This is a genomic window from Rossellomorea sp. LjRoot5 (genome assembly GCF_964253455.1).
Classification (GTDB): domain Bacteria; phylum Bacillota; class Bacilli; order Bacillales; family Bacillaceae_B; genus Rossellomorea.
Genome location: NZ_CAXUQN020000001.1, coordinates 1,474,328 through 1,500,943, shown reverse-complemented (window position 1 = coordinate 1,500,943; position 26,616 = coordinate 1,474,328). Strand labels below are relative to the sequence as shown.

Annotated in this window: 20 protein-coding genes and 1 other annotated feature; of the genes, 4 read left to right on the top strand and 16 right to left on the bottom strand. The window is 43.6% G+C overall.

The features are described from left to right. Window positions 1–14: 14 nt before the first annotated feature. From ACSQ2E_RS07600 to ACSQ2E_RS07575, 6 genes are read right to left on the bottom strand one after another with little or no spacing between them, the layout of a single operon-like run. A complete protein-coding gene (locus ACSQ2E_RS07600; protein ID WP_435989990.1) occupies window positions 15–1,226 on the bottom strand; it encodes a type II secretion system F family protein in 1,212 nt (403 codons plus the stop codon). Next, window positions 1,227–2,270, bottom strand: a complete 1,044-nt coding sequence (locus ACSQ2E_RS07595) for a type IV pilus twitching motility protein PilT (protein ID WP_435989989.1) — start codon at window positions 2,268–2,270, stop codon at window positions 1,227–1,229. Window positions 2,271–2,279: 9 nt separating this feature from the next. After that, on the bottom strand, window positions 2,280–3,941 hold the full coding sequence (locus ACSQ2E_RS07590; protein ID WP_435989988.1) for a GspE/PulE family protein: 1,662 nt from the start codon (window positions 3,939–3,941) through the stop codon (window positions 2,280–2,282). A gap of 22 nt (window positions 3,942–3,963) precedes the next feature. Further along, complete coding sequence (locus ACSQ2E_RS07585; RefSeq protein WP_435989987.1) at window positions 3,964–5,349, bottom strand: VanW family protein; 1,386 nt, start codon at window positions 5,347–5,349, stop codon at window positions 3,964–3,966. Window positions 5,350–5,374: 25 nt separating this feature from the next. Continuing rightward, window positions 5,375–6,109 (bottom strand): PRC-barrel domain-containing protein, encoded by a 735-nt coding sequence (locus ACSQ2E_RS07580; RefSeq protein ID WP_435989986.1) that lies wholly within the window; start codon window positions 6,107–6,109, stop codon window positions 5,375–5,377. Window positions 6,110–6,132: 23 nt separating this feature from the next. Then, complete coding sequence (locus ACSQ2E_RS07575) at window positions 6,133–7,320, bottom strand: hypothetical protein (RefSeq protein ID WP_435989985.1); 1,188 nt, start codon at window positions 7,318–7,320, stop codon at window positions 6,133–6,135. Between the two features lie 114 nt (window positions 7,321–7,434). Between ACSQ2E_RS07575 and ACSQ2E_RS07570 the strand changes: the two genes are divergently transcribed. The 3 genes from ACSQ2E_RS07570 to ACSQ2E_RS07560 are packed head-to-tail and all read left to right on the top strand — an operon-like array spanning window position 7,435 to window position 10,390. Then, complete coding sequence (locus ACSQ2E_RS07570) at window positions 7,435–7,965, top strand: type IV pilus modification PilV family protein (RefSeq protein ID WP_435989984.1); 531 nt, start codon at window positions 7,435–7,437, stop codon at window positions 7,963–7,965. Further along, a complete protein-coding gene (locus ACSQ2E_RS07565) occupies window positions 7,907–8,494 on the top strand; it encodes a PilW family protein (RefSeq protein ID WP_435989983.1) in 588 nt (195 codons plus the stop codon). The genes ACSQ2E_RS07570 and ACSQ2E_RS07565 overlap by 59 nt, the downstream gene beginning before the upstream one ends. 15 nt (window positions 8,495–8,509) lie before the next feature. Next, on the top strand, window positions 8,510–10,390 hold the full coding sequence (locus ACSQ2E_RS07560) for a polymer-forming cytoskeletal protein (RefSeq protein ID WP_435989982.1): 1,881 nt from the start codon (window positions 8,510–8,512) through the stop codon (window positions 10,388–10,390). Window positions 10,391–10,430: 40 nt separating this feature from the next. Here the strand turns inward: ACSQ2E_RS07560 and ACSQ2E_RS07555 are convergent, their stop codons facing one another. The 4 genes from ACSQ2E_RS07555 to ACSQ2E_RS07540 form a co-directional block, all read right to left on the bottom strand. After that, a complete protein-coding gene (locus tag ACSQ2E_RS07555) occupies window positions 10,431–13,313 on the bottom strand; it encodes a vWA domain-containing protein (RefSeq protein ID WP_435989981.1) in 2,883 nt (960 codons plus the stop codon). Window positions 13,314–13,449: 136 nt separating this feature from the next. Further along, complete coding sequence (locus tag ACSQ2E_RS07550; RefSeq protein ID WP_435989980.1) at window positions 13,450–15,162, bottom strand: sensor domain-containing diguanylate cyclase; 1,713 nt, start codon at window positions 15,160–15,162, stop codon at window positions 13,450–13,452. Window positions 15,163–15,271: 109 nt separating this feature from the next. Beyond that, window positions 15,272–16,582: a bifunctional folylpolyglutamate synthase/dihydrofolate synthase gene (locus tag ACSQ2E_RS07545; protein WP_435989979.1), complete on the bottom strand. Its 1,311-nt coding sequence runs from the start codon at window positions 16,580–16,582 to the stop codon at window positions 15,272–15,274. A 130-nt stretch (window positions 16,583–16,712) separates the two neighbouring features. Beyond that, window positions 16,713–19,364, bottom strand: a complete 2,652-nt coding sequence (locus ACSQ2E_RS07540; protein WP_435989978.1) for a valine--tRNA ligase — start codon at window positions 19,362–19,364, stop codon at window positions 16,713–16,715. 53 nt (window positions 19,365–19,417) lie between these two features. Beyond that, window positions 19,418–19,644 (bottom strand) — a binding site (T-box leader). Between the two features lie 164 nt (window positions 19,645–19,808). Here ACSQ2E_RS07540 and ACSQ2E_RS07535 point away from each other — a divergent pair. Next, the gene (locus tag ACSQ2E_RS07535) at window positions 19,809–19,997 is read left to right on the top strand and encodes a hypothetical protein (RefSeq protein ID WP_034760497.1); all 189 of its coding nucleotides are present in this window, start codon (window positions 19,809–19,811) and stop codon (window positions 19,995–19,997) included. 35 nt (window positions 19,998–20,032) lie between these two features. On the opposite strand, the gene ysxE is transcribed toward ACSQ2E_RS07535, so the two are convergent. From ysxE to hemC, 6 genes are all read right to left on the bottom strand, one after another. Then, window positions 20,033–21,061 carry a spore coat protein YsxE gene (gene ysxE / locus ACSQ2E_RS07530; RefSeq protein WP_435989977.1) on the bottom strand — a complete coding sequence of 343 codons (1,029 nt, stop codon included), beginning with the start codon at window positions 21,059–21,061 and terminating at the stop codon, window positions 20,033–20,035. A gap of 138 nt (window positions 21,062–21,199) precedes the next feature. Further along, window positions 21,200–22,408, bottom strand: coding sequence for a stage VI sporulation protein D (gene spoVID, locus ACSQ2E_RS07525; RefSeq protein WP_435989976.1), 1,209 nt, complete (start codon window positions 22,406–22,408; stop codon window positions 21,200–21,202). 136 nt (window positions 22,409–22,544) lie between these two features. Continuing rightward, complete coding sequence (hemL, locus tag ACSQ2E_RS07520; RefSeq protein WP_435989975.1) at window positions 22,545–23,837, bottom strand: glutamate-1-semialdehyde 2,1-aminomutase; 1,293 nt, start codon at window positions 23,835–23,837, stop codon at window positions 22,545–22,547. 55 nt (window positions 23,838–23,892) lie between these two features. After that, window positions 23,893–24,867, bottom strand: coding sequence for a porphobilinogen synthase (gene hemB, locus ACSQ2E_RS07515; protein WP_435989974.1), 975 nt, complete (start codon window positions 24,865–24,867; stop codon window positions 23,893–23,895). Between the two features lie 26 nt (window positions 24,868–24,893). After that, the gene (locus ACSQ2E_RS07510) at window positions 24,894–25,676 is read right to left on the bottom strand and encodes a uroporphyrinogen-III synthase (protein ID WP_435989973.1); all 783 of its coding nucleotides are present in this window, start codon (window positions 25,674–25,676) and stop codon (window positions 24,894–24,896) included. Continuing rightward, on the bottom strand, window positions 25,676–26,608 hold the full coding sequence (gene hemC, locus ACSQ2E_RS07505) for a hydroxymethylbilane synthase (protein ID WP_435989972.1): 933 nt from the start codon (window positions 26,606–26,608) through the stop codon (window positions 25,676–25,678). The genes ACSQ2E_RS07510 and hemC overlap by 1 nt, the downstream gene beginning before the upstream one ends. Between the last annotated feature and the right edge of the window lie 8 nt (window positions 26,609–26,616).

Genomic DNA, 26,616 nt, shown 5'->3' with positions numbered 1-26,616 from the left:
ATTATAGGTATTTTCTAATAGTTCTGAACACTGTTGAAGATTTCGAACATCGGGACAAGAATGGATGTCACAATGGTCCCGACTAAACCTGCCAGCATGACAATCATGAGGGGCTCGATCAATGACTTCAGACGGTCCGTGGCGCTTTCCACTTCCTTTTCATAGAAGTCGGCAACCTTTGCGAGCATCGAGTCCAGGGAACCCGTCTCTTCCCCTATGGCAATCATCTGCGTCACCAGTGGTGGAAAAGCCCAATGCCGCTTCATGGGGTCCGTCAGGGATGTCCCTTTCTCCAATGATCTCCGTGATTCGCCGATCACCCTGGCCACCACTTCGTTCTCCACCACTTTTTCCACGATGGCCAATGCCTGTAAAATAGGGACAGAGCTAGAAAACAAGGAACTTAACGTTCTCGTCATTCTCGCAAGGACCGCTTTCTGCAACATCTTTCCGAAAATCGGCAACCTGAGGATGGCGTAGTCGAGATAATATTTCGAGCGTTTGTCTTTTCTTAACATGGCCAAGGTAATCGCAATGAATACAAAGAACAAAATGATGATGTACCAGAACTTTTGCATAAATTCACTTGATGAGATGACAAACTGGGTGATGGCAGGAAGTTCGCCACCGAAATCGTTCAACATATTCACGAATGTCGGTACAACGGCCGCCAATAAGAAGATGACTACCCCAATGGCGATGACCCCTACAACCATCGGATACGCTAGGGCAGAAATGATTTTCTGTCTGGTGATATGCTGCTTTTCATAATGGGTGGCGAGTCCTTCAAGGGTCTCATCCAGGCTGCCTGACGCTTCCCCGGCCTTTATCATATTGATCAGAAGCGGCTCAAATATTTTCTTATGCCGGGAAAAGGCTTCAGACAAAGGATTACCGTCCCTTAGTTCATCCTCGATCTCCTTTAAGGCTTTACCGAGTGCCTTGCTCTCTGTCTGTTCGGATAGAATATGAGTGGCATCGACGACCGTGACGCCAGCTTGAAGAAGGGTGGCAAACTGTCTCAGAAAAATGACAAGATGCTGTAACTTCACAGGATTTCCTATCGTAATGTCTTTCGTCATAAGCGTTTCCGGCATCTCCAGGATGTCTATGACCCTTACTTCCTGCTTCTTCAGTTGAAGGAGCGCATCCTTCTTTGTTGATGCCGTGATGATTCCTGATTTCTTCCCTTTTTGGTCCCTGCCTGTGTACTTATACCGTCCCATCTATTGAGGAATCTCCTCTCTGCTATAAGGAAACCCCATTTCCTTTGATATGATGCCACTTTCATACAGTTTCATCACACTGTCGCTCATGATATGCATGCCTGAATTTTTAGACGTCTGCATGACATTTTGAATCTGATGGACTTTTTCAGAACGGATCAAATTGGCGATCGCCGCATTATTCATCAGGAGCTCTGTTGCTGCCCTTCTCCCCTTTTTATCCACTGTGGCAAACAGCCTTTGGGAAAGGATCCCGACAAGGACCGATGCCAACTGAACGCGAATTTGCGATTGCTGCTCAGGAGGGAAGACGTCTACAATCCTCTCGATGGTGGCAGGCGCACTCGAAGTATGAAGGGTGGCAAGTACCAGGTGACCGGTTTCCGCTGCCGTGATGGCTGTATGGATGGTCTCCAGGTCCCTCATTTCACCCACAAGAATGATATCCGGATCCTGTCTCAGAGCACTTCTCAGCCCTTTTGAAAATGATCTTGTATCAAACCCTACTTCCCGCTGATCAATGATGGATGCACCGTGTTTGTGCAGGTACTCGATTGGGTCTTCCAGTGTGATGATATGCTTCCTCATTTTCCGGTTCATATAATCTACGATGGATGCAAGTGTCGTCGACTTGCCGCTTCCCGTTGGTCCTGTTACGAGGAACAGTCCCTGTGGTTTTTCTGCAATGCTCTTTAATGCATGTGGAAGAAACAATTCTTCCATTGTTGGGATGGAAGTCGGGATGACGCGTATAGCCAAAGATACACATGATCGTTGTTTGAATGCATTCACCCTGAACCGTGATACACCGGGTATTCCATAGGAAAAGTCCAGCTCTCCCACTTCTTCAAAGGAAGGATACATCGTCTCTGTTATGATGGCTTTTGCCATTAATTCTGTATGATCGGGCAACAGGTTCTCTTTACCGAATCTTTTCAAATCCCCATGAATGCGGAAGATAGGGGGTGAACCCACGGTCAGGTGGATATCCGACGCTCCCAGCTCGTAAGCGGACTTGAGAAGATAATCAACTTTTTCTTTCAATTCATTCACCTACTCTGATATTGCTACTCGTAATACTTCTTCGGTCGTGGTCAATCCCTGTTTTACTTTCAGTAAACCGTCATCGACGAGGAAGATGGTTTTATTTCGGACAGCATGCTCCCTGAGCTTCGAAAAAGGTTCATTGTTCAGGATGACCTTCTTCATTTCATCATTCATGACAAGGACTTCATGAATGGCGATCCGCCCTTTGTATCCAGTCATATTACAAGAGGAGCAGCCTCTCCCCCTCGTAATTGTTTCAATCTTCATTCCTCTTTTGGCGAATATTTCTACTTCCCGCTTCGTAGCCGGCATTTCCTGCTTACAGTCACGGCACACCTTCCTGATCAAGCGTTGAGCCACGACTCCGCTCAATGAAGAGGCAACTAAAAACGGCTCGACCCCCATATCCAGTAGTCTCGTCACTGTACTGATCGAGTCATTGGTATGGATGGTACTAAGGACGAGGTGTCCGGTCAAGGAAGCCCGGATGGACACTTCAACCGTCTCCCTGTCACGAATTTCCCCGACCATAATGATGTTGGGATCCTGACGTAAAATGGCCCGGAGTCCCCTAGCAAAGGTCAATCCGACATTCTGGTTCACACCGATCTGGTTGATCCCTTCCAGCTGGTACTCAACGGGATCTTCGATTGTAATGATATTCACTTCTTCACTATTTAGGTGATTCAAAGCTGCATACAGAGTAGAAGACTTCCCTGAACCCGTTGGTCCTGTTATAAGGACAATCCCTGTCGGCTGCTGGATCATTTTCATGAACCTCTGCTGATTCACCTTGTTGAACCCCAGTTTTGCCAAGTCATTCAGGCTGGAACCTAAATCCAGGATCCTAAGGACAATCTTTTCACCATACACCGTTGGTAATGTCGATACTCGCAGATCGATCGGATGAAAGTCGATGTTCACCTTAATCCGACCGTCCTGAGGCACTCTGAATTCGGTTATGTCGAGGTTTGCCATGATTTTAAGGCGTGCAATCAACATGCTTTGCATATGCTTCGGAAGATTTCTTTCGGTTCTTAAGATACCGTCCACCCTGTAACGGATGGCCACTTTCGTTTCCTGCGGGTCAATATGTATGTCACTGGCTTTCTGGGTAACGGCATTCGAAAGGATCCCGTTCACTAAGCGAACGATGGGTGAATCGGAATCCACCACCGTATCTTCTTCCACGTTATTTTGATTCCGATTTTCTTGAAAGAGATCTTCAAATCCGTCTTCCAGGTCGTAGAATTTATTGATGACCTTCAGGATATCATCCTTCGTCGCAATCGCTGTTTCAATCTGAAAGCCCGTAGCCAGACGGAGATCCTCTATAGCATAAAAATCCAAAGGGTCACTCATCGCGACAAAAAGCTTATCCCCTTCTTTTTTTAGTGGAATCATTAAGTTCCTTTTCGCAGATTCTTTAGGGATCAGGTGGAATAAGTTCGTTTCAAAGGGATACCGATATAAGCTGACATGCGGGATCCCCAGTTGAAATTCCAACACTTCAATCAATTGCTGTTCCGTAATATATCCTCTTTGAAGGAGTGCATCCCCTAACTTCTGCCCCTTAGCCTTATCTTTCAGGGTATCTTGCAACTGTGATTCGGATATGATTCCTGCATCTACCAGAAGGTCTCCGAGCCTTTTTCTAATGGTGGTCACCTTATCACCCGCTTTTTTTGCCTTATTTAAAATCTTTTTTCTTTTGTGGAGATTTATCGTCAGATGATGTTTTTGAAGAATCTTGTTCAGAAGAGTCCTCACTTTCCTGCTCAGTAGAAGTGTTCTTCTTATCTTCTTCATTCTGCGAGGAGGGGGCTTCCTTTTCTTCCTCATTCAATTCATCCTGCGTTGGTACTTCACCGTCTATCTCATCCGTTCCATTCGAAACATTGTCAAATGTTTCACTAGGTGCTTCCTTTTCTTCCTGCAACGGATATATCGCAACTTTATTCTGAGGTGCATAAAAATCTTCATTGATCAATTCTTCTGAAAGGATTTCCCCTGAAGTGCTCAGTTTTTGTTTGTAGACCCGAATCAAGACCCCGTCTTTCCCTTGTTGTTGAACATCGACGCTTCCTTTTTCAACGAAGGGACTAAATTGTTTAATCACACGGGGAGAGAATGTTTCCTTTTCAGACAATCGGACATTATAAGAGTTTGGAAAGGGAATTCCCTGAAGCTTAGCCTTGATTCTATTATTTTGAATGGCAAGCTTAATCTCATACTCCGTTGAATTCGGATTTGTGATGACAAAGTCCTGGTTATTCATCGGATTGAATTTCGCTTCAAAGCCCAGGGTCACATAATCCGGAAGCTCTTTACTGATATTTCGTTCTATGATGGAAAAATTGGAATGCAAAGTGATCTGATATAGTAATGATGCAACCGGACTTAAGTCAGCCTGTGATTCAACGACAAAACCTTCCGTTTCCAGGAAGTCAGAAAAAGAAAACTGAGAATTGGGTGCAATGAGAATGGAGGGAAAGTTTTCTATGAAGCTCTTGATCGTCGGTGTAACTTTTAATTCATTGGATACAGCTTCAAATAAAATCTGTGTCGATGCATTACTATCGACATAATCATATACGTCAATGGTCTCGCCTTTGTTGAGATTTCCCGCTAAAGAAAGGACATACTCCTTTAAAGAAGACAGGTTTATGTCATCAGAGCTGTAGTCAGGGAAATGATCTAATAGGAATGAATCCAACGCTTGCTTATCCAAGGTAACCATTAAACTTGTATTTTCATTTTCATCGAGTTTTTCTATACTTTCTTTCGAGTGGAATTGAAAGAGTGCTGAATCGACCCTCGCACTCTCCCCATTGAATTCAAGTATGATGTTTTGATTCCCTTTCCACTTAACTATTTTCCCTTCCAGTATCTTCACGGCTTCTTCTTTGTTTGCTCCACCGAGATTAACAGATGCAACAGTTGCATGTTTCGATAGACTGAGTGACTGAACAAAGAACGATTCATAAGCATAAACGCCTAAATGAGAAAAACCATACAGAAAAAACGTGGATAAGAACAAAACGGTCATTAATTTTACAGGCAGACCTTTTTTCACATCAGGCGCTCCTTCCTGCTAATTCCTACTTAATATTCATCGTTAAGTCAACAAATACAGAAGGTCCCGCTTCTTGAGCGGCTTTAATGTCTGATTCCGATAAAGAGGAACCTTTGGCAATCAACAGATCCCCTTCTAAGTTATAAATATCTTCCGTCACCCTTTTACCAGCCAATAATTCAGTCTGTTTCGATTTGATTGTTTCCAGAGCATGCTGTTGAGGTAAGGCTTCGACCCCTTCTTCGAATACAGGTTCAGGATCGCTCAGTTGATCGAATGAATCTTTAAAGTATTCAACAGCATCTTCATTTACGATGAGGATATCTTTCCCGAAAGTGAGCACATGTTCTGTTGCAAGGAAATAAGTATTGTCCTTCGACTGTAACTCCAATGAAACGATGGCCCCTGTTTCATCATCCACATAGAATTCCTGGATATTACCGATCATCTGTCCTTTACGGGTCATGACACGTGTATCATTGATCTTAATCTTCTTGTTCACGAGCTGATTTGCGATAGGAATTTCATTCAAGTCAATGACTGCATTCTCGTTTTCCACGGTCACAGCATATTCCCCGATCCCGACTACCTTTTTAAAAGGGATCGCTTTCACGCTCACCTGCCAATCTTCATGTTCAATGGTCAAGAAGTCGACTGAGCCTTTCTCCGGATTTATAACGAGGGACTTCACTCTCCCTATTTCACTTCCATCGTAAATACTGATAATCGGTAAAGCTTTCATTTCTGCACTTTTCTTCATGTCATCTCACCTATTCCATCAATTTAGTTTCTTGTCATTTCCCACGCATATTCCTTTGTCTGATCCAAGTCCATTGTGATATAAGGGTACTCCCTGAATCTCTCTTCGATCCCTTTAATGAACATATTCAAATCTTCATATTGCTCCGTTGAAATGTAATGATCCATTAATATTCTTGCAAATGTATAGTAATCTTGATCGTGTAGACTTGGATGTAAATAATGCTTTATCATATTTTCCATCTGGTCAGTGGTTAACAGACTCCGGGAAAGTGTGATCTGTTCAATCATGGTCTTCATTACTTCTCTCATGATTCTGGTGCGCTTTGGAAGTTCATCCATAAAGACTTCATCTATTACTGGCTGACTCTCCATTGACTCTTCTTCCTCATCTATTGAACCCTCAAGGTCAGCCTCTCCCCCTGCAATGACAGGTTCCGCTAATTCTTCAGCAACTGTTTCATTACTCTCATCGATTATTTCAGCTAATTCTTCCATGTATATCTCTGTTTCTTCCGTTTCCTCTACTGCTGTTTCATCCGACTCATTGATCATACTTTCGATTTCACTCAAATCGCCCTCAAACAACCCTATGTCTTCTTCAGTAACATCCGGTACTTCATTCAATTCGTTTGCATTTTCGATAAACCACTCACTCTCATCTTCCTGAATCTGTGTGGATGCTATTTCTGTATCAACATGTCCAGGCAATATCTCATCATGTTCCTGTAAAGGCTTAATGTCTTCCAAGGTTGCGGTTGCTTCTTCACCGTGCGCCGTCTCCTCTTCTTTAGGAGCCTTTGATACAATTTCTTCCACGAGTTCTTCAACCGAAACGATTTCTTCTTCATCTTTCACTGTAGAAACTTCATTCGACACATCTTCGTCATTATGTAAATCAACCTTAAATTCCTTATGTTCATGCATCTCATGCCATTGCTCCTCATTCACATCCGAATCAGGTCCTGCTGCCACTAACAATTGCCTGCCAAAACGCTGTTCCATCATATAGGAAAGGATCGTCAGCAAAGCCAGCAACATCAAACTAATTACCCACATCGGGTATAGGGTTGTTGCGACTAATCCCAAAAGCGTCAGACCAAATGATACGCCGGCAATCAGTAGTTTCCCTTTATTGGAGAACCCCATTGGAATGAAATATAAAATAGGTAATAGCAGAATAAGTGCCATTAATGAAAATAGGTAAATCAACTTACATTCAGCTCCTCCCTATGATATATTTCTTATAAATTAGACTATTTTTTACAAGTTTCGACTACTAGATATTGTATAATAAAGTTAGGTAGATTGAAAGCAGGTGTTGGGTTGAAACAGATAAAAATATTAAAAAATAATAGAGGCTTCACGTTAATAGAGCTATTGGTTTCCATTACCATACTGGGAATCGTCTTACTAAGCTTTATGAACTTTTTTCTTCAATCCAGTACATATACCAATGCTAATCAAAAAAAGACGGTAGGAGTCAATGTAGCCAGGAATGTCCTCATGTTCGTGGAGAAACAGAACTTCCTCGAGGTCAGAAACTATTTTCATGATGTGAACACCGGGGACAAATCTTCAGAAGCTGATTACCTCACATTACTCATTTGTGAAGAGAAGTATAAGCTGTTCTCCAGTTCATCTACCGAATCCGAAATAAATAATAACTGTCCCGGAAAGAAAAATATTAAGATTAATGGGTTAGAATATGAAGCTACCATTTTTTCCGAGAAAGTATCGACTCCTGAAGAAATGGATTACTATATTCCCATTACAGTCAAAGTGAGGTGGAATATGAATGATAGAGAACATAGCACGTCGGTCGATGGAAAAATTAAAAGTGAAGATATTCGATAATAAAGGGATAACCTTAATTGAGTTATTGGTCACTCTTACTATATCGGCCATTCTTTTGCCCGTTACTTATGGCGCCTTGATCACTGGATATAAAGTCTATGAAAAAGTATCGATTGATGCTCAACTTCGGGAAGATGCGGATTATGTATCCTCTATGGTGATGAAACATTTATATTCGTATCCCTTAGACAGCATTGAAGAATGCAGCCCTGATCACTCAGGCTGCATTAAATTCGTGAATAACACTGAAAAAAATGTGTCTTCCTACTCGGGAAAGTCCTTCTATGAGGTGAAAAATGAAGACGTTTTACATGATGAACAGACGTTGGAACTGGTAAACATTGACGGGAAAGAGCAATGGAGCTTTAACGGTGAGATACTTGCTACTTCATCCGACTTTTCAGGATCCACGATTACGACGAGTTGTACGTCCAACCCGTGCACGGATGCGATGATTCAAATGACATATAAGGTGAGGCATCCAAAATTCAATAAAACACTTCAATTAGAGAGCCGCTTCGGATTCTAGGAGGGAGAGAATCGCTTGTTAACCAATCAAAGAGGAAATGCGTTGCTGACTGTTTTGATCACTTCCCTTGTCATGGTGACGATCGGCATGGCCATCATGAGTTCAACGATAGGAGGAGCCAAACGAACAGAAGTCAGGGAAACAGATATCGATATTACATATGAAGGCTTAAAAGCGGTTGAAGAGATCTCTGCCAAGCTTGTATTTCAATTACAACCCACTAAGCAATTGGAGATCACTCAATTAACCCCTGTAAATATTAACACGAAAGTGAAGGACTTCATTCAAACAGAGATCATTCCATCCTATCAATCTTCTGATACCATCAAATGCATTACGATCGTGGATGTCAGCGGGAATCAAGCTTTGAATTTACTTGGGGCTCATTGCGGGAGAGCCAATATCCTTCAATATCACACGTTCGGATTGGATTTCATAGATACGAACCTTACAAGGGTATATGAGATTATCGTCCATACGAAAAATCCTGATTCCGAAGAAGGAAAAGTTGAGAAAATCGTCCGGAAGAGAATCATCCTTTCTCCAATTCCAAGCTTCCTGAAATATACGTTAGGTTCCCGGGAACAGCTGCAGTTGAACGGTTCACCCCATCTGGTCGGAAATGTATATGCTCATTCACTCGGCATCAGTGAAGATGCAAACTATCAATTGTCCAATCTAGATGATAAGAAAGTGAGCGCACCATTTCCATCCATCATCGGAGATTTGTATACCAGCTATAACAAAGTGAATTATGACCATATGAAATCCCTGGTGGACACCCGGCAGTTTTACCCGCACCTCCCAATACCAGACATATTGCAGGACAGTCAATTTACCGACATCTCCTTTGATCAAACATATGAGGAGGAGGTTGGGAAAGTATTGGACGCTCTTGGGATTTCACTTGATCAGGCGTTGACTAAGGCTAATATAAGGAATACGATTACTGCCAACTATCTATCCAATAGTCCTCTCTTCTCCCCTCTGGTAAATGGTATATTGAGTGAAAATGTACAGGGGACTGTAAAAGCGGATCAAAGTATCACAGTAAAAGGGTTACGACATCCCGGCGTGGATCTGATTGTCCAAGGAGATGTAAACATCCTTGCAAATTCCACAATGGATATTGGGAATATCATCTCTACCGGAAATGTAACCATTTCGAACGCAACAGGGGAGATGTCAATCCGAAATATTGTTGCAGCCGGCAAGGTATCGATCGAAGCCAATGCACCAGTGATTTTGAAAGAAAACATAGTCAGTTTTGATGATGTTTTATTCCAGTCCCAAAACTCTACATCTTCTATTGAAGGGAACATCTACTCCGGACGTAACCTAACGATACAGGGTGACGCCAATGATCCGGATGACGAGAACGATGAAATTAAATTTGATTCTGTCATTTACGCAAAAGGAAAGACAAGTATTTCGAATTTGAATATCACCGGTAAAAATAGTCCCGGTAATTCCAATCAACGGGGTCAATTGATTTTACTTTCAAAAGGAGAACTATTGGTCACAAGGATGAATGAATTCCAATATTACACGGATGAAGAAGAGAAGAGAGAGGCTGACCTTCTGCCTGATGCATCAGAAAATATTAAACCACTTCAGGCTTTCTTATACACCGATAGTGACGCAACATTATATGGCGTCGGCTCCCTCTTTTATGTGAACGGTGGCGTCTTTTCGAAGGGAAACCTGACTGTAAACGCCGTCCGTGGGAATGTTGACAGCATGGATACGATACAAAGGGATCTTTTTTCTAACCAGGAAAAGAAATTATCCCGATTCATCGTTCATTATAATAAAGATGTACTGCTCTCCAAATTAGATGATCTTCCCAAGGTAGACGCCCTCTCCCTCATTAGTGATGAAATAATTGTGGAGTAAAAAAGCGAAGCTATGATTGCTCATAGCTTCGCTTTTCATTTTACCACCTGCCATCAATGCTTCCATTATCTGTACCCGGATTTCCACCTTCTTCTGAAACCACCTCAAAAATGGCCATGGCTTTAATATCCGGGTCTTCATCGGATGTTACAGTGATGGTTGTCACACCTTTACTCTTCGGGGTTATTTTCCATACGTCATTTTCCCTCGTTATCTCTACTATCCCATTCCCTGTATCGGTGACAGTCTTAATATTTTTATTGGTGGCATCATGAGGATTAAAGATCAAGTTTGAGTAAATGTCGAAATCATTCCCCTCTAGGAGCAGTGTGTATTTCGATTTGGTGAAATCCATACTTTCAAGATCTACGAACTTAGACTTCACAATTACACGGATATTCTTTTTGAACTTTCCATTTTTCGTTTCTACTACAACGGTATCCTCACCAGGGGATAAACCTGTCATTCTATTTTCCTTGATAGAACGGACTTGAGTATATTCAGAGTTGATGACCCCATCATTTCCTTCAGTCACCTGGACATTATAATTATTATTTGGTTTCCCAAAAGGAAATATATCGATAGCGAATGACTTCGTTTCACCGACATATAATTCGATTAGGGAAGGAACACGTATTAAATCGTCCCCTTCGATCCAGACGGTTTTCCTAATAATATAATCATCGACAGCAAATCCTCCGCTTGCTTTCACCTGGACTTCATTCTTCCCGAACATGTCGAGAGTTTTCATTTCCTGAAGGTTGATGTCTTTCCATTCTTCTATCGGTTCATCCTCATTCAAAATTCGATATTGATACTTCACATCATTTCCGGGAACTCCGGTAGATAGATAAAATTCTGCTTGATTCGATATCGAAGACCCGTCATCCAATACTTTTTTGGTAACGGCATCCTTTACCGTCAGAGCAGGGATAAATGATAATACAGATGTTGATCCATCTTTATATGTGATCGTTAATTGAGTTGAATCAGCCACTAATTCCTTTACGGCTTTATTCGGGAGACCGCTACTCACGCCCGGCTCTAGAACAGAGACAGTCGTTTCCCCCTCGCCTGAGATCAATACCTTTTTTAATGTTCCGTTAGCAAAACCGTCATAAGCATATTCTTTTTGATTATGATACTTCCGAGTTCTTACTTTTGCACTTAATTCACTTTGATCTGGGTTCAAATTACTGACCACTGCTGTACCATATCTCGAATCAACGTAAGAAACCTTCGGCTGAGGCATCTTTACATTATTGATGGCCCATATAGCCTTTATTTTCATATTGGCGGAAAGCGCGGGTTGAGAAAATTTCCCGTTCTCAAAATTCACCCTTTGAGTCAATCTCATGACAGCGGTTCGTTGGCCATTCATATTTTCTACTGTAAGGTTATTGCCAGCTTCCACTTCCACCCCTTCAGGTAACGGCTGGTAGATGGTGATATCACTTAAGTTCCCCTTGGCATTTGGATTTACCAGGCCACCGAATTCCAGCTGATACTTACCCGTAAATGAGTTGGTATCTTTTCCTTGCTCAATAATTAAATTGAACAATTCTTGATTGATCTTATTCAGTTCAAGCTTACCTGTAACGGATGCAGGTGCATCATCCTTCACCTGGATCGTCACCGATTTATTTTCGGTATATCTCCATGAAGTTTCTTCTGCTGTTTTGTATTGTATTTTTAAATGATTAAATGTGTATGAGCCCTTTGTCGTAAATTCAACCGGTAATGATAGGGTAATGGGTGATGGTGCTCCCTGGCCCACTTCATACACGGTAGAAAACGGTAAATATACCGAATTATTGACCACTTTATATTGATTACGGTCAACTACTGTGTTTGCAGGCAAAGGTACGACTGCTTCCCCTTCCAATTTAACGGAGTTTATCTTATTCGCCAGCTTTTCAAATGCACCCGAGACACTTCCCTCACCTGCTTTAATGAAGCTGCCGGAAGTCTGCTCGGCCAGTATTTGAAGGTATCGGTCATCAAGGTTGCCTTCCCCGTATCCGAGCGTGTGCAGGGTGATGTTGGAGTTGTATAATTCTTTGGAAACTTCAAGGCCTTTTTGTTTAATCAGAGCCTGCATTTGTTGACTGTTTATTTCCAAATCTCCTGGATTGTACCAACCCGATTGAAAAGAAGTTCCATCCATCGAAAATGCGGAAGGAATGTATAATGATCTCAACTTACTACTATCCGGGGAATATATTTTATGAAGCCATCTATTATAATAATATCTGTTTTGAAAGTCATATATCACTTGTTGATCACTCTCGACAATATCTGTTTCACCACAAATAAACCAAAATGGTCTTGTACATTCTTCTCTTTTTACTTTTTCAACGGCCGTTGCAATCATGGGCTGTCCGTCAGTCAGGAAAACAATATACTTTTCATTTTTGGAATCTCTCAGCATGTGTTTTGCAGCACGCATAGGATCTGTGTAATTTGTGCCACCATAAGCCGTTGTATGGAACATAGATGTTTTAATAGCATCGAGGTCATTGCTTAGGGGAAGGATTGTTTCAATCTCGGATGAAAAGGTAATGAGAGAAAAGCGGTCATTCTCCTGCTTGTTTTTTTCAAAGAATTGAACGGCACTGGTCAGTCCGTCTTTTGCATTTTGCATTTTATCCTTCGTGCTATTCATCGAGCCTGATTTATCAAAGATAAAGACGACATCAATAGGGGGACGCTTTGCCTCCTTCACTTCTCCTGCCGGAATAATATTGAAGTCTAATGACGCTTTTGCATTCCCTTCTGCCAGTTTCACGATCACACTTTGAGACGGTGTTACATTAAAATCCACATTTAAATCAGCATTCCCTTTAGCATATGTTATGGACGAATTCATTAGTAGTGTAAGAAACAGGATGAATAGTAATGGAATTTTTGGTTGCATTCTCATAATATCCCTCATTTTGGCTATCCTATAATACATGTATTATATCAATCTTGAAACTATTTTAATAGGACTTAATACTCACATGATAGTATATTCATTAAAAAAAGGATGTCCACGATTCCTTTAGACATCCTTTTCCTTATTTCACATACTGCGCTACCCGGTTCCTCCCTGCCTGCTTCGCTCCCGTATACAGGGCGCGGTCGGCATGACGAATGAGTGCCATGGTATCGTCTGCGTCTTCGGGTGCGGTCGATAAGCCGATGCTCGCCGTGACCCTGACCATCATCTGTTTGTTGGATTCGTCCAGGCTGTCATGGAGCGTGAACGGCTGATTGGCAATCGTGCCCCTGACGTATTCTGCGATGCGGAGTGCCTCTTCCCGTTCCGTGTCGGGAAGGAGGATCACAAATTCCTCTCCGCCGTATCTTGCCACGGTTCCTTTAGTGGAAATTAATGCACGGAGGCGTTCGGCCAGTTGTATGAGGATTTCGTTACCGCTCTGGTGACCGTAGTTATCATTGATCACTTTGAAGTGGTCAAGATCCAGCATGATGAGGGACAGATTCTTTCTCTTCCCTGCCTCGAGATGGCTATATTCCATGGAAAGCAGATCCTCGAAGTAGCGGTAATTGTAGAGACCTGTAAGAGCGCATCGTTCACTGTTCTGTTTCGTACGTTCATGGTGCCTTGCATTGGCAATGGCAATCCCAAAATAGGAGCATAGGATATCGACGATCATCAATTGGAATTTCTCATACGCTTTCTTTTTAGAGGAAGCGAGAAGAAGGATCCCTCTCACCTTCTGGCTTCTGACGATGGGCACACATAGTACGCTTTCCACATCCTCCGGCATATAGCCTTCGGCGATGTCGGTCCATTCCGACCGGGAAGTATACAGGACGGACTTCCCCGTTTCCCAGACCACTCCGCTGATCCCCTGGTTTTTCTTGAGGGGACGAAGATTATTCGATTTCATTTCTCCATTTTCAAACCGTCTAAGCAGCACCAACCCCTCTTCATGGCAGTCGAGTATATACGCATATTCGACGGGCAGCGTCTCGATGATCTTCTCGATGAAAATATCCAGGACTTCTTTGACCTTTAGGCTCTCTGTTAGTTGATGCCCGATTTCCCCTGCTTTTTGAAGGTATTCATTGATATTCTCGGATGAATTATAGAGCTTTAAGATGATGGAGAGACTGACGAACGGGACTCCAATCAGCAACGAGGCAAACGCCCCCAGTTCAAATGTCAAATAATAGAGTGAGAGTGAAAGAGGGAACATGATCATATTGGCGGTGAAATCCCACACAAAGTCCTTACTGTAAAAACGCACGTCATTGTTAGCCACATAATGATGATAGAGAAGGAGGAGGACCTGATTGATCATAATGGATACGATCTGGTAACAAAGGATCGGTAAGATCAGCTGACCGAGTTCCCTTTCGGCGATTTCCCCTCCCACCATAAAATAGATTAAACCACTGATGCATGAAACCAAAAAGAACATCAACGAATTTAATGGGATCCTGTGCCAGTCGTTCTTCGTCACCCGGAGCCTTATGAGTAAGGGGATGATCGAGAACTGCATAAGTACAATCTCAATAAATAGGCCATACTTGATGAAACCGACGAGTGTCACCCACTGGATGAAGAAGATGGTCGCACCGTTGATCACGATGGGCATGAGTGGGATAAAAGTCGCAAATGCCACTAATGTAATAAACTCAAGCTCATTACCCGCAATATTTTCAGGGGGATAGTATTGATATGTAAAATACAAACCTGCCGGTACAACCGCAAACCATGCCAGCAATATGTATAGCTTTTTCTTCAATGGTAACGTCATATCTATCCCCCATAGGTTTTCCATGAATTTAATATAGTCTGATCATACTATACTAGTTAAATAGTCACAAGTTTAAGAATATTTTATCAAAGCATCTGAATAAAGTCACTTACTTTTTTCTGTAATTTTCCAATAAAGGAAGTAAATATGGTTTTACTTCAGATAAAAAGTATAAGGATCCGGTTATGAGCAGGACATCATCTTCTTCCATGACGGCGATTTTCTCTTCAAGATACTTTTTCCAATCATGGACTTCTGCCTTATTTGGGTGTGAAGAAGCCTCGTACAGTTCTTCAACTGATGCCACTCTCGGAAAATCAAAGCTCGTAAACCCGATGTCATCCACTGCTTCTTCCAATTGAGAGATCATCGGCCTTAACTCTTTATCGTGAAGTGCCGAGAAAAGAACGGTCACTTTTTTATGAAGGAAGCGTTCCTTGACCGTCTTCACGAGGGCATCCACTCCTTCTGGATTATGGGCACCATCAATGTATATCTCACGTGTAGCGGATAATGCCTCCATTCTCCCCGGCCATGATGCCTTCTTTAATCCTCTCTTGATGTGCTCCGCTTCTATTTTCATCTCCTGGTTTTTCACAAGGAGCTCGACGACTTTGATGGCGAGGGCTGCATTATTGATTTGATGGGCTCCAATCATGGAAAGTTCGAATATGTCATATTGCAGGGGAGACCTATACTCGAATCTTTCCCCCTTTTCCAATAAGGCGAGACGCTCGACAGTAAAATCCTGCTCAAGTTGAAATACATCACTTTCCCTTTCAAGGGCTTTTTCTTTGATAACGTTCCTTGCTTCAGGCTGTTGGACCCCTGAAATGACAGGTACATTGTGTTTAATGATTCCCGCTTTCTCAAATGCGATATCTTCCAATCTATTTCCAAGAAACTGCATATGGTCCATTCCGATGCTCGTGATCACGGAAACCATGGGGATGATGACATTCGTCGAATCCAGTCTTCCCCCGAGCCCAACCTCATAGAGCACCAGGTCGACGGGTTCCAATTCGGCAAAATAATAAAAGCTCATGGCCGTAATGACTTCAAATTCAGAGGGAGTACCCCACTCCAATTGTTCCATCTTTTCCGCGATAGGCTTAACCTTCTCGACAAGACGCGTCAAATCCTCATCGCTGACAGGATCTCCATTCATGCTGATCCGTTCATTGAAACGTTCAAAGTATGGAGAGGTAAACGTTCCGACTGTATATCCTGATTCCTGTAACACATTCCTCAAATAGGTAACGGTGGACCCTTTTCCATTCGTACCGCCAATATGGACAGTTTTCAGCTTTTGATGAGGGTTCCCGAGTTCCTCCAACAGATAATTCATTCTCATCAACCCCGGCTTGATCCCAAGTCTGAGTCTTGAGTGGATCCATGCGACAGCTTGTTCATAATTCATCAATTTTTTCACTCCCACATAGGCTTCATTAGAAAAAGGGCCCCAATCAGGCCTGATTGAGGAGGGATCCCCCTATCTATCAGACCCGATTCTAAAGCCCTCTTCCTTACCTTCTATTTATTCAGACACATTAAACCGATTTAAGCTCTTCGATTCTCGCTTTCACAGTCGCTTGTTTCTCTAAATAATCTTTTTCTTTCTCTTTTTCCTCGTCCACTACTTTCTGAGGGGCTTTGCTTACAAACTTTTCATTGTTAAGCTTGCCTTGGACACGGGATACTTCCTTCGTCCATTTTTCCAGTTCCTTTTGAAGTCGCGCAATTTCTTCTTCGATATTGATCAGCCCTTCTAATGGAAGGTACAGATCAACGCCTGTCACGACTGCCGTCATCGCTTTTTCCGGTGCTTCTAAATCCGTACCCATCTCAAGCTTTTCCGGATTACAGAATTTCTCGATATACGATTGATTCTTTTCCATGATCTTCAGGGTATGTGCGTCTTTGGCTTTCAGCATCAGGTTGATTTGTTTACTCATCGGCGTGTTCACCTCGGCACGAACATTCCGTACGGCACGGATGATATCAACCAGGAGCTTCATCTCTTCTGCAGCCGCTTTGTCTGTCAGCTTATCGTCAACCGTCGGCCAAGCCGCTACAGTGATCGATTCGCCTTGATGCGGCAAGTTCTGCCATATTTCCTCGGTAATAAACGGCATGAATGGGTGCAGGAGTCTCATGGTGTTGTCGAGGACATAAGCCAGAATTGAACGGGTCGTCTTCTTCGCAGCTTCGTCTTCACCGTATAGAGGCAGTTTAGCCATTTCAATGTACCAGTCACAGAAATCATCCCAGATGAAGTTGTATAATAAGCGTCCAACTTCACCGAATTCATAACGATCTGCCAGTCGTGTCACCGTTTCAATCGTTTCATTTAATCGGGTGAGGATCCATTTATCGGCTACGGACTTTTCACCTGATAAATCGATTTCGTCGTATGTCATGCCATCCATGTTCATCAGTGCAAAACGGGATGCGTTCCAGATCTTGTTCGCAAAATTCCAAACCGACTCAACCTTTTCAAATGAGAAGCGCAGATCCTGTCCCGGTGAGCTTCCAGTTGTCAGGAAGTAACGAAGGGAATCGGAACCGTATTTTTCGATGACATCCATCGGGTCTACACCGTTTCCTAATGATTTACTCATCTTACGGCCATCGGCATCACGCACTAACCCATGAATGAGTACGTCTTTAAATGGTCTTTCACCAGTAAACTCCAAGCCTTGGAATATCATTCGTGATACCCAGAATCCGATAATATCGTACCCTGTCACAAGCGTATTGGTTGGGTAGTAACGCTTAAAGTCCTCTGCATTCACATCCGGCCAGCCCATTGTTGAGAATGGCCATAGTGCTGAACTAAACCAAGTATCTAGTACGTCTTCTTCCTGTGTCCAGTTTTCAATGTCTTTTGGAGCATCTTTTCCTACGTATATTTCTCCAGTTTCATTGTGGTACCATGCCGGGATTCTGTGCCCCCACCATAATTGACGTGAAATACACCAGTCACGTGTGTTTTCCATCCAGCGTAAGTAAGAAGTTTCAAATCGGTCAGGTACAAAGTTAATCTTCTTTTCACTTTCTTGAAGTTTAACTGCTTCTTCAGCTAATGGATCCATCTTAACGAACCATTGGGTTGAAAGATAAGGTTCAACCACTGCCCCGCTTCGCTCCGAATGCCCAACCGAATGCATATGCTCTTCAATCTTGAATAATACACCGGAGTCCTGAAGGTCCTTCACAATTTGCTTACGGCAGTCAAAACGGTCCATACCGTTATATTTATCAGCCATTTCGTTCATCGTACCATCTTCATTCATCACCAGGATGCGTTCAAGATTATGACGGTTACCGATTTCAAAGTCATTCGGGTCATGGGCAGGTGTGATTTTCACCGCGCCGGAACCGAATTCCATATCCACATAATCATCACCGACGATCGGGATCTCACGCCCTACGATTGGGAGGATGACTTTCTTCCCGATCAGGTGCTTGTATCGGTCGTCTTCCGGATGTACCGCAACCGCTGTATCTCCTAACATCGTTTCCGGACGGGTTGTCGCGATTTCAATGTGGCCGCTTCCATCAGCAAGTGGATATCTCATATGATAAAATGCACCCTGTACATCTTTATGAATAACCTCGATATCGGATAGTGCCGTCTTCGTCGCAGGATCCCAGTTGATGATATATTCCCCGCGGTAGATTAAGCCTTTATTATAAAGATCGATGAATACTTTCTGAACGGCATCGGACAGGCCTTCATCAAGTGTGAAGCGCTCACGGCTGTAATCCAGTCCCAGTCCGACTTTCGCCCACTGCTGGCGGATGTGCTCGGCATATTCTTCTTTCCATTTCCACGTTTCTTCCACGAATTTCTCACGACCGAGATCATAGCGTGAAATCCCCTGGCTGCGGAGTTTTTCATCTACTTTCGCCTGAGTGGCAATTCCAGCATGGTCCATACCAGGCAGCCATAGTACGTCGTACCCTTGCATGCGTTTCATTCTTGTCAGGATGTCCTGCAGCGCTGTGTCCCAGGCATGACCAAGATGAAGTTTCCCCGTTACGTTCGGCGGCGGGATGACGATAGTGTACGGTTCCTTTTCCTTATCGTTTGTCGCTTCGAAGAATTTCCCTTCAAGCCACCATTTGTACCGGCCCTGTTCAATGGCATTCGGATCATATTTTGTCGGCATTGATAATTGTTGATCTTGAGTTTCCATGTGATTTCCTCCTATATCGTTCTAAAAAAAAATAAAAAAATCCCCCGTCCTGTGAAAAGGACGAAGGATTCCATTCGCGGTACCACCTTTTTTCTCAGGAGTAAGAAACCTCCTGAACTCTCGACGATTATAACGGCTTTTAACCGGCTTCTACTACTGACATTCATAGAAGCAGCTCTTCAGGCGACCTTCCATTGTCTTAACGTAGAAAATCTCTCAGCAAACGATTTTCCTCTCTGAAAGTAAGGACCAATGTACTCTTCCTGTTCATTGCTTTTCATGATTATTTATTTACTCATTATAGTATAGGATAAGATAAACTTTCGTCAATCATTATTGGCATTTTCATTGAAAAATATTCATTTTGCCCATACATAGGCACCATTCCATATCAGATTCATAAGATAAAGTAGTGAATATACCCAGGAAAGTGAGTGGATGATGATGAAAAAAATCAACCAGTACACCTTACAGAAATGGATGGGCAACGCCCGATTAATATGTAAGCAATTCATCATACCTTTTACCATCTTTCAAGGCATCCGCACGATTCTCTTACCAACCACTTTTGATGTTCTTCTGTTAACCCTGTTTATCGGTATCGGTCTTGCCATTTACTTCGATTGGATTTAAGGGACTGACGAAAGGTGGATTCGTCAGTCCTTTTTTTATTCAGCCTGCTCGGCCTGCTCTTTCTTCTGCTTTTCCATTTCATCCAGTCGCATGACCACATATTCGGTATTTTTCAGTAACCAATAGTGACGCTGCAACTTCTTTAGTGACTTCCGTTCATTCCGCTTATCCTTCGGGGTATGGAAGTATTTTTCCACAACTGCAATGACGGAGCTCGGATATGCCAGGTAGCTCATGAACAGAAGCCTTTCTTCATTCCGGACGGTAAAATGCTGAAAATAGGTGGTGAGCCATTCAATACATTCCTCGTAGTATTTAGGATAGGTCTTCAATGTTCTCGACAAGAACGGGAGTAGATCATGAAATGGGGACGCCATCTTTGAGTTCTCAAAGTTATGAAAATACCCCAAACCCCTTTCATCGAATAAAAAATGCTCCGTCGAAACCTTTCCATGGGTGATCACGGTCCTTACCTTTTCAAGCTCCTTCGTGTCCTCATACCATTCATCCAGCATTTTACGGGAAAACTTCAACGCTTGTGAAGCGTCCTTGTAATACATGCAATAATGAAATTGAAAAGGGGACATGTAGGTGGTCTTTTCACATGCTTCCACGTATTCATCAAGGAACGCCTGCTCTTTATCCCATCTCGACGTGAGCTGCTCATAATGGGATTCTCTCTCTTCCTTATCGATTTTCACTTCGTGGGAGGAAAGAGTGTGGAGCCTCGCCAATTCCCTGAACATCTTTTGGTGCTTTTCAAACTGATCTTCTCTTTCCTGGTTCATCAGCCACGGCATGACATAATATAAATCCCCCTGATTCCACACAGCATAGCGGCCATCCAGGGTGGGATAAATCGGGACGATACGATTATAGCCCCGCTGAAACAGCATTTGTACATTCCGGACGAAGTCCACGCCATTTTGGGCTGGAAGCTGTTTGACGGCCAGAGTGCCTTTATTTGAAAATACTTTCGAAATCCTTCCGTAGCTTTCAACAAAATGAGGTTCGACCCCATAAGGTTGCAAGACAGGCTTCAATCCCTCCAGCGTTTGCGCCATTTCTCTCACCTTCTACGATTACTTTTCTAAAAAAAACGGACCAACTCCAATGAATTTGGTGTCAGCCCCGTCATTTCCACTATGATACTTTGACTCTCTTCTATGGTCCTCTGATGGGAGTGACCTTGCTATTTTCCTTTATCCCTTGAAAACGAATTCGCTGTTCGGGATATATAGAACCTGACCGGCATATACGTCCTGATTCGCTTCGAGTTGATTCACCCTTAATAGCTGTGGAATGGTCAAATCATATTTTTCAGCAATATAATCCAGGTTTTCTCCCTCCTGGACGATGCATACCCGAAGAGTCGCTCCCCTTTCCTCTTCTTTCCGGGCAAAGAAATCAGTCAATGAAATGGATTCATACTTCTTTTTGCCCTTCGTCTTTTTCTTTTCTTCCTTTTCTTCCTCTTCCATCTCTGCTTCTACGGCTGATGAGGAGGAGGACTCTTCTTCTTCCATCTCCTGCTCCTTGTACTTAGGTGCTGGAGGCGGCGTATAAGCGGCCTTCGGTTCAGCATGCTGCTCCTCAGACGACTCACTCAGCTCATGCTGGGGAAGCTGGAATACATTTTCTTTCCGGTAGTCGACTTCCTCATAGGAAGGAGGCGGTTGTGTATCGTATTGAATCTGGACAGGAATTTCATCTTCCTGTTCAGCCGGTGGAGTCCTTCCCTCCAGATTAAACGGCTGATACTCGTCGTCAGGATCTTCTTCCTCATCTTCTTCAACATAACCCGTGATTTCTTCATTATAGTTTTCGTATTCGTACACTTCTTCTCTTTCTTCTTCTTCGGTTTCCACCTCTTCTTCTGCCTCTTCCATTTCTTCTGCTTGGGCTACGGCACTTGAACGGTAAAGGGGCTCGAATTCCTCTTCTCTCTCATACTCTGCTTCAAGAGGAGTGTGAGCCTGCTGTTCACCATAGATGCCGGTGATGGTCAAGTCTGCGTTTAGCTTTAAACAGGCATTTTCAGGGACGATGTAGTCAAAGGACTCGACATATACATCAATATCCCCTAAATTTGCGATTCGATTTTTCGGGATCGTGACGTCCACCGGGAATCGATGGACAAATTCATATTCACCCCTCTCCCTCTTTTCAACGGTCTGCACGAACTTCCCGCCTGCTTCGAACTCATCTTCCTCCACTTCTCTAAATGATGTCGGTAAATACTCACCGGTTAAATCGAGGCTTCCCCTGATAAGTACGTATTGCTCTTGTTCTTGTATCGTTATATGAGGATCTAAGGAGATAGATAGCAATTCTTCAACTTCCTGTCCTTTTTTGAACCAAATTGATTCTTCCAAAGAAAATCGTAAGCACGATTGTTGTTCTTGTGACAAAGAAAATTCCTCCTTTCAGGTTCCAAACAAAGAAATAGTAAACAATGCCATTATCACTTTATGAACCAGAAAGGAGGAATATGATAGGAAAACGAATATAAATAGCCGATCCCCCAAAAAGGATCGGCTATCTTTATTACTTCTTACTGATTTTCTCAAACGCTTTTTCAGCTGCCTGAAGGGTCTTTTCGATATCATCATCCGTATGGGCTGTCGATAAGAAAAGTCCTTCAAATTGAGAAGGTGGCAGGAATACCCCTTCGTGGGCCATTTCACGGTAATAGTCGGCAAACATCTCAAGATCCGAAGACTTGGCACCTTCGTAGTTCGATACTTCTTCGTTTGTGAAGAAGATCCCGATCATGGAGCCTGCACGGTTGATTCTGTGAGGAATGTTGTATTTTTCCGCGGCTTTCTTTAAGCCTTCCTCCAGTAGATCTGCTTTACGTGTAAACTCGGTATATGTTTCAGGAGTCAGCTGGCTCAGTGTTTCGTATCCAGCCGTCATGGCTAACGGGTTACCTGAAAGAGTTCCGGCTTGATAGATCGGACCGCTCGGCGCGATCCTTTCCATGATTTCAGCTTTCCCGCCGTATGCCCCGACAGGAAGTCCCCCGCCGATGACTTTCCCTAAACATGTTAAGTCAGGCGTCACGTTGTAGAAGCCTTGGGCACAGCCGTAACCAACACGGAAGCCTGTCATGACTTCATCGAATATCAGAAGGGCACCGTGGTTTTCCGTTACTTCACGCAAACCTTCAAGGAAGCCGGGTTGAGGAGGCACGACACCCATATTCCCTGCAACAGGTTCGACGATCACACCTGCTATGTCATCACCGTATTGTTCGAAGGCATAGCGGATGCTTTCCAGATCATTGTAAGGTACCGTGATCGTATTCTTTGCCACTCCTTCAGGAACACCGGGACTGTCCGGTAAACCGAGGGTCGCGACACCGGAGCCCGCTTTAATTAATAAAGAGTCTCCATGACCGTGGTAACAGCCTTCGAACTTGATGATCTTATTGCGGCCTGTGTATCCACGGGCTAAACGCAGTGCACTCATCGTCGCTTCTGTACCTGAAGACACCATGCGGACGATCTCGATGCTTGGCACCCGGTCAATCACCAGTTGGGCCAGTTTGTTTTCAATTTCTGTAGGAGCACCGAAGCTCGTCCCGTTTTCAGCCACTTTTTTAATGGATTCCACGACCCGGTCATTGCTGTGACCTAGAATAAGCGGACCCCATGACAGGACATAGTCGATGTACTCATTCCCATCGATATCATAGATTTTCGATCCTTTTCCTCTTTCCATGAAAATCGGATCCATGTTGACTGATTTAAACGCACGGACGGGACTGTTCACTCCGCCGGGCATCAGGTTTACTGCTTCCTTGAATGCTTGTTTCGATTTCTCATATGAACGCAATATCGGTTCCTCCTTTAGTGATCTTTCAGTCATCCTGACAGGAATTCTTCACCAATTAGGATAACCAGTTTGCTACGTCTTTTGCAAAATACGTAATGATGAGGTCTGCCCCTGCACGTTTCATGCTGGTCAGTTTCTCCATGACGATTTCCTGTTCGTTTACCCATCCGTTTTGAGCCGCTGCTTTCACCATGCTGTACTCTCCACTTACGTTATAAGCGACAACCGGTGCATTGAAACGGTCTTTCACTTCACGCATGATATCCAGATACGAAAGGGCCGGTTTCACGATAAGGAAGTCGGCACCCTCTTCCATATCAGACTGGGCTTCCCTTAAGGCTTCCAAGCGATTCGCAGGGTCCATTTGGTACGTTCTGCGATCTCCGAATTGAGGTGTTGAATGAGCCGCATCACGGAAAGGACCATAGAAGCTTGATGAATATTTCACAGCGTATGACATGATCGGCACATCATGATAGCCTGCTTCGTCGAGACCGTGACGGATTGCTGCTACGAAGCCATCCATCATGTTCGACGGTGCGATGATGTCCGCTCCCGCTTCAGCCTGGCTGACCGCTGTTTTAGCCAACAGATCAAGGGTCTCGTCATTCAGGACTTTCCCATCTTTGACGATTCCACAGTGACCGTGACTTGTATACTGACAAAGACATGTATCGGCAACGACAACGAGGTCCGGATAACGTTCCTTCACAAAACGTGTCGCCTCCTGGACGATTCCATGGTCATGATACGCCTGTTTCCCCAACTCGTCTTTTTCAGCTGGAACACCGAAAAGAATGATGGACTTGATCCCGAGTGAAACCACTTCATCCATTTCAGCTTGTAAATTATCGAGTGAAATATGGTAAACACCTGGCATGGACGGAACGACATTCTTGATGTTTTCCCCTTCCACGACAAACAACGGGTAAATTAAATCTTCTTTTCTTAGATGTGTTTCCCGCACGAGGGCACGCATCGTTTCCGATTGACGTAAGCGGCGGTGTCGATTAAATTGCAGGTCTTTCATAATAAAAGCCTCCTAATGTTTGATAGCTAACAGGCAGAGATGAACTCTTTCATCTCATTCACCATTTCATTTACAGTATAAACGCTTGGACAGATTTTTACATGTAATCCGTATTGCTCAGCAGTTTTTTTTGTGATCGGTCCGATGCACGCAATGGGAATATCCCTGATCTGATCATAGAGAGAATAGTGACGGATGACCTTCATAAAATGATGGACCGTCGATGAACTCGTAAATGTAATGATATCCACTTGTTCCTTTTCAATGATCGTTTTCAACTGCACGATGCTGTTCTCTGGAAGGACCGTTTCATAGACGATCCATTCCTGACAGCTGACTCCTGCTGAGGCTAATTCCGTTGCAATCACATTCCTTGCCAGGTTCCCTTTTGGAATCAGCACCTGACCGTCAGTCTTCACTTTAGAAATGAATTCCTCGGCGAAGTCATCTCCGGTGAAATTTTCCGGAACAAATGAAATCGGTATTCCGTATTTATAACAATACTGCTCTGTCTTGGTCCCGACGGCAGCGAATTTCCCCGTATAAGAGGGTAAAGGGATCCCCTGTCTTTTTAATGCTTCCAAGAAGAACTTCACCCCATTTTTACTGGTGAAAATGATCCATTCGTATGTATGTAGGGTAGTGTGAAGCGATGCTTCAAATGGATCTATATGTGGATGAAAATGAAGGAGCGGTACCAAGATGGGTACCCCTCCCTCGTTTTCAATGAGAGACCCGGTTTCACTGGATCCCTCATTGCCACGAGTAATCAAAACCTTTACTTGTTCTAAAGGCCTCTTACCCTTCATTATTGATCCAGCTCCTCTTTCACCTGGTCAATCAAGGCTTTTGCACCTTGATTTGTTAAACTTTCAGCCACTTTTTCTCCAACTTCATTCGGATCCTGACCCGTCATGTATTCTTTGTAGATCGTATGTCCGTCAGGGGAAGCGACAAGTCCGGTCAATGCAATATCTCCATTGTCTTTCAACTCGGCAAATCCTGCAATCGGCACCTGACAGCCACCTTCCATTTTATGAAGGAAAGCCCGTTCAGCCGTCACGGTACTCGTCGTTTCCTCACACGCGAACTTCTCAAGCAGTTCGAGGACTTCGTCGTCATCATTTCTGCACTCGATCGAAAGGGCCCCTTGACCGACTGCCGGCAAGCAAAGGTCCGGATCAAGGAATTCCGTTACGACATCCGACGTCCATCCCATGCGTGATAGTCCCGCCGCTGCCAGGATGATGGCATCGTAATCTTCATTTTGCAGTTTAGAAAGGCGTGTATCGATGTTGCCGCGGATCCATTTGATTTCAAGATCCGGTCTCACAGACAGGATCTGAGCCCCTCTCCTGAGACTGCTCGTTCCGACGATCGCTCCGCCAGGGAGATCTTTAAGGGCAACATGATTCTTACTGATAAATGCGTCACGGTGATCCTCACGAACCGGGATGCTTCCGATGGTCAGTCCTTCTGGCAAAACCGCCGGCATATCTTTCATACTGTGAACGGCCATGTCGATTTCTTTATCCAGCATCGCCTGCTCGATTTCTTTTACAAACAAGCCTTTACCGCCCACTTTGGATAAGGTGACATCCAGGATCTGATCCCCTTTCGTCACAATCTCCTTCACTTCGAAATCGTAAGAAGGATCGAGGGCCTTCAACTGATCGATCACCCAATTGGTTTGGGTAAGGGCTAATTTACTTCGTCTTGAACCAACAATGATTTTTCTCATAATGACCT

Bases quoted from the DNA above. Each gene is read 5' to 3' on its own strand.
- ACSQ2E_RS07600 (WP_435989990.1), bottom strand. From the start codon at position 1,226: ATGGGACGGTATAAGTACACAGGCAGGGACCAAAAAGGGAAGAAATCA.
- ACSQ2E_RS07580 (WP_435989986.1), bottom strand. From the start codon at position 6,109: ATGAAGAAAAGTGCAGAAATGAAAGCTTTACCGATTATCAGTATTTAC.
- ACSQ2E_RS07565 (WP_435989983.1), top strand. From the start codon at position 7,907: ATGATAGAGAACATAGCACGTCGGTCGATGGAAAAATTAAAAGTGAAG.
- ACSQ2E_RS07555 (WP_435989981.1), bottom strand. From the start codon at position 13,313: ATGAGAATGCAACCAAAAATTCCATTACTATTCATCCTGTTTCTTACA.
- ACSQ2E_RS07550 (WP_435989980.1), bottom strand. From the start codon at position 15,162: ATGACGTTACCATTGAAGAAAAAGCTATACATATTGCTGGCATGGTTT.
- ACSQ2E_RS07545 (WP_435989979.1), bottom strand. From the start codon at position 16,582: ATGAATTATGAACAAGCTGTCGCATGGATCCACTCAAGACTCAGACTT.
- ACSQ2E_RS07540 (WP_435989978.1), bottom strand. From the start codon at position 19,364: ATGGAAACTCAAGATCAACAATTATCAATGCCGACAAAATATGATCCG.
- ACSQ2E_RS07535 (WP_034760497.1), top strand. From the start codon at position 19,809: ATGAAAAAAATCAACCAGTACACCTTACAGAAATGGATGGGCAACGCC.
- ysxE (WP_435989977.1), bottom strand. From the start codon at position 21,061: ATGGCGCAAACGCTGGAGGGATTGAAGCCTGTCTTGCAACCTTATGGG.
- hemB (WP_435989974.1), bottom strand. From the start codon at position 24,867: ATGAAAGACCTGCAATTTAATCGACACCGCCGCTTACGTCAATCGGAA.
- ACSQ2E_RS07510 (WP_435989973.1), bottom strand. From the start codon at position 25,676: ATGAAGGGTAAGAGGCCTTTAGAACAAGTAAAGGTTTTGATTACTCGT.
- hemC (WP_435989972.1), bottom strand. From the start codon at position 26,608: ATGAGAAAAATCATTGTTGGTTCAAGACGAAGTAAATTAGCCCTTACC.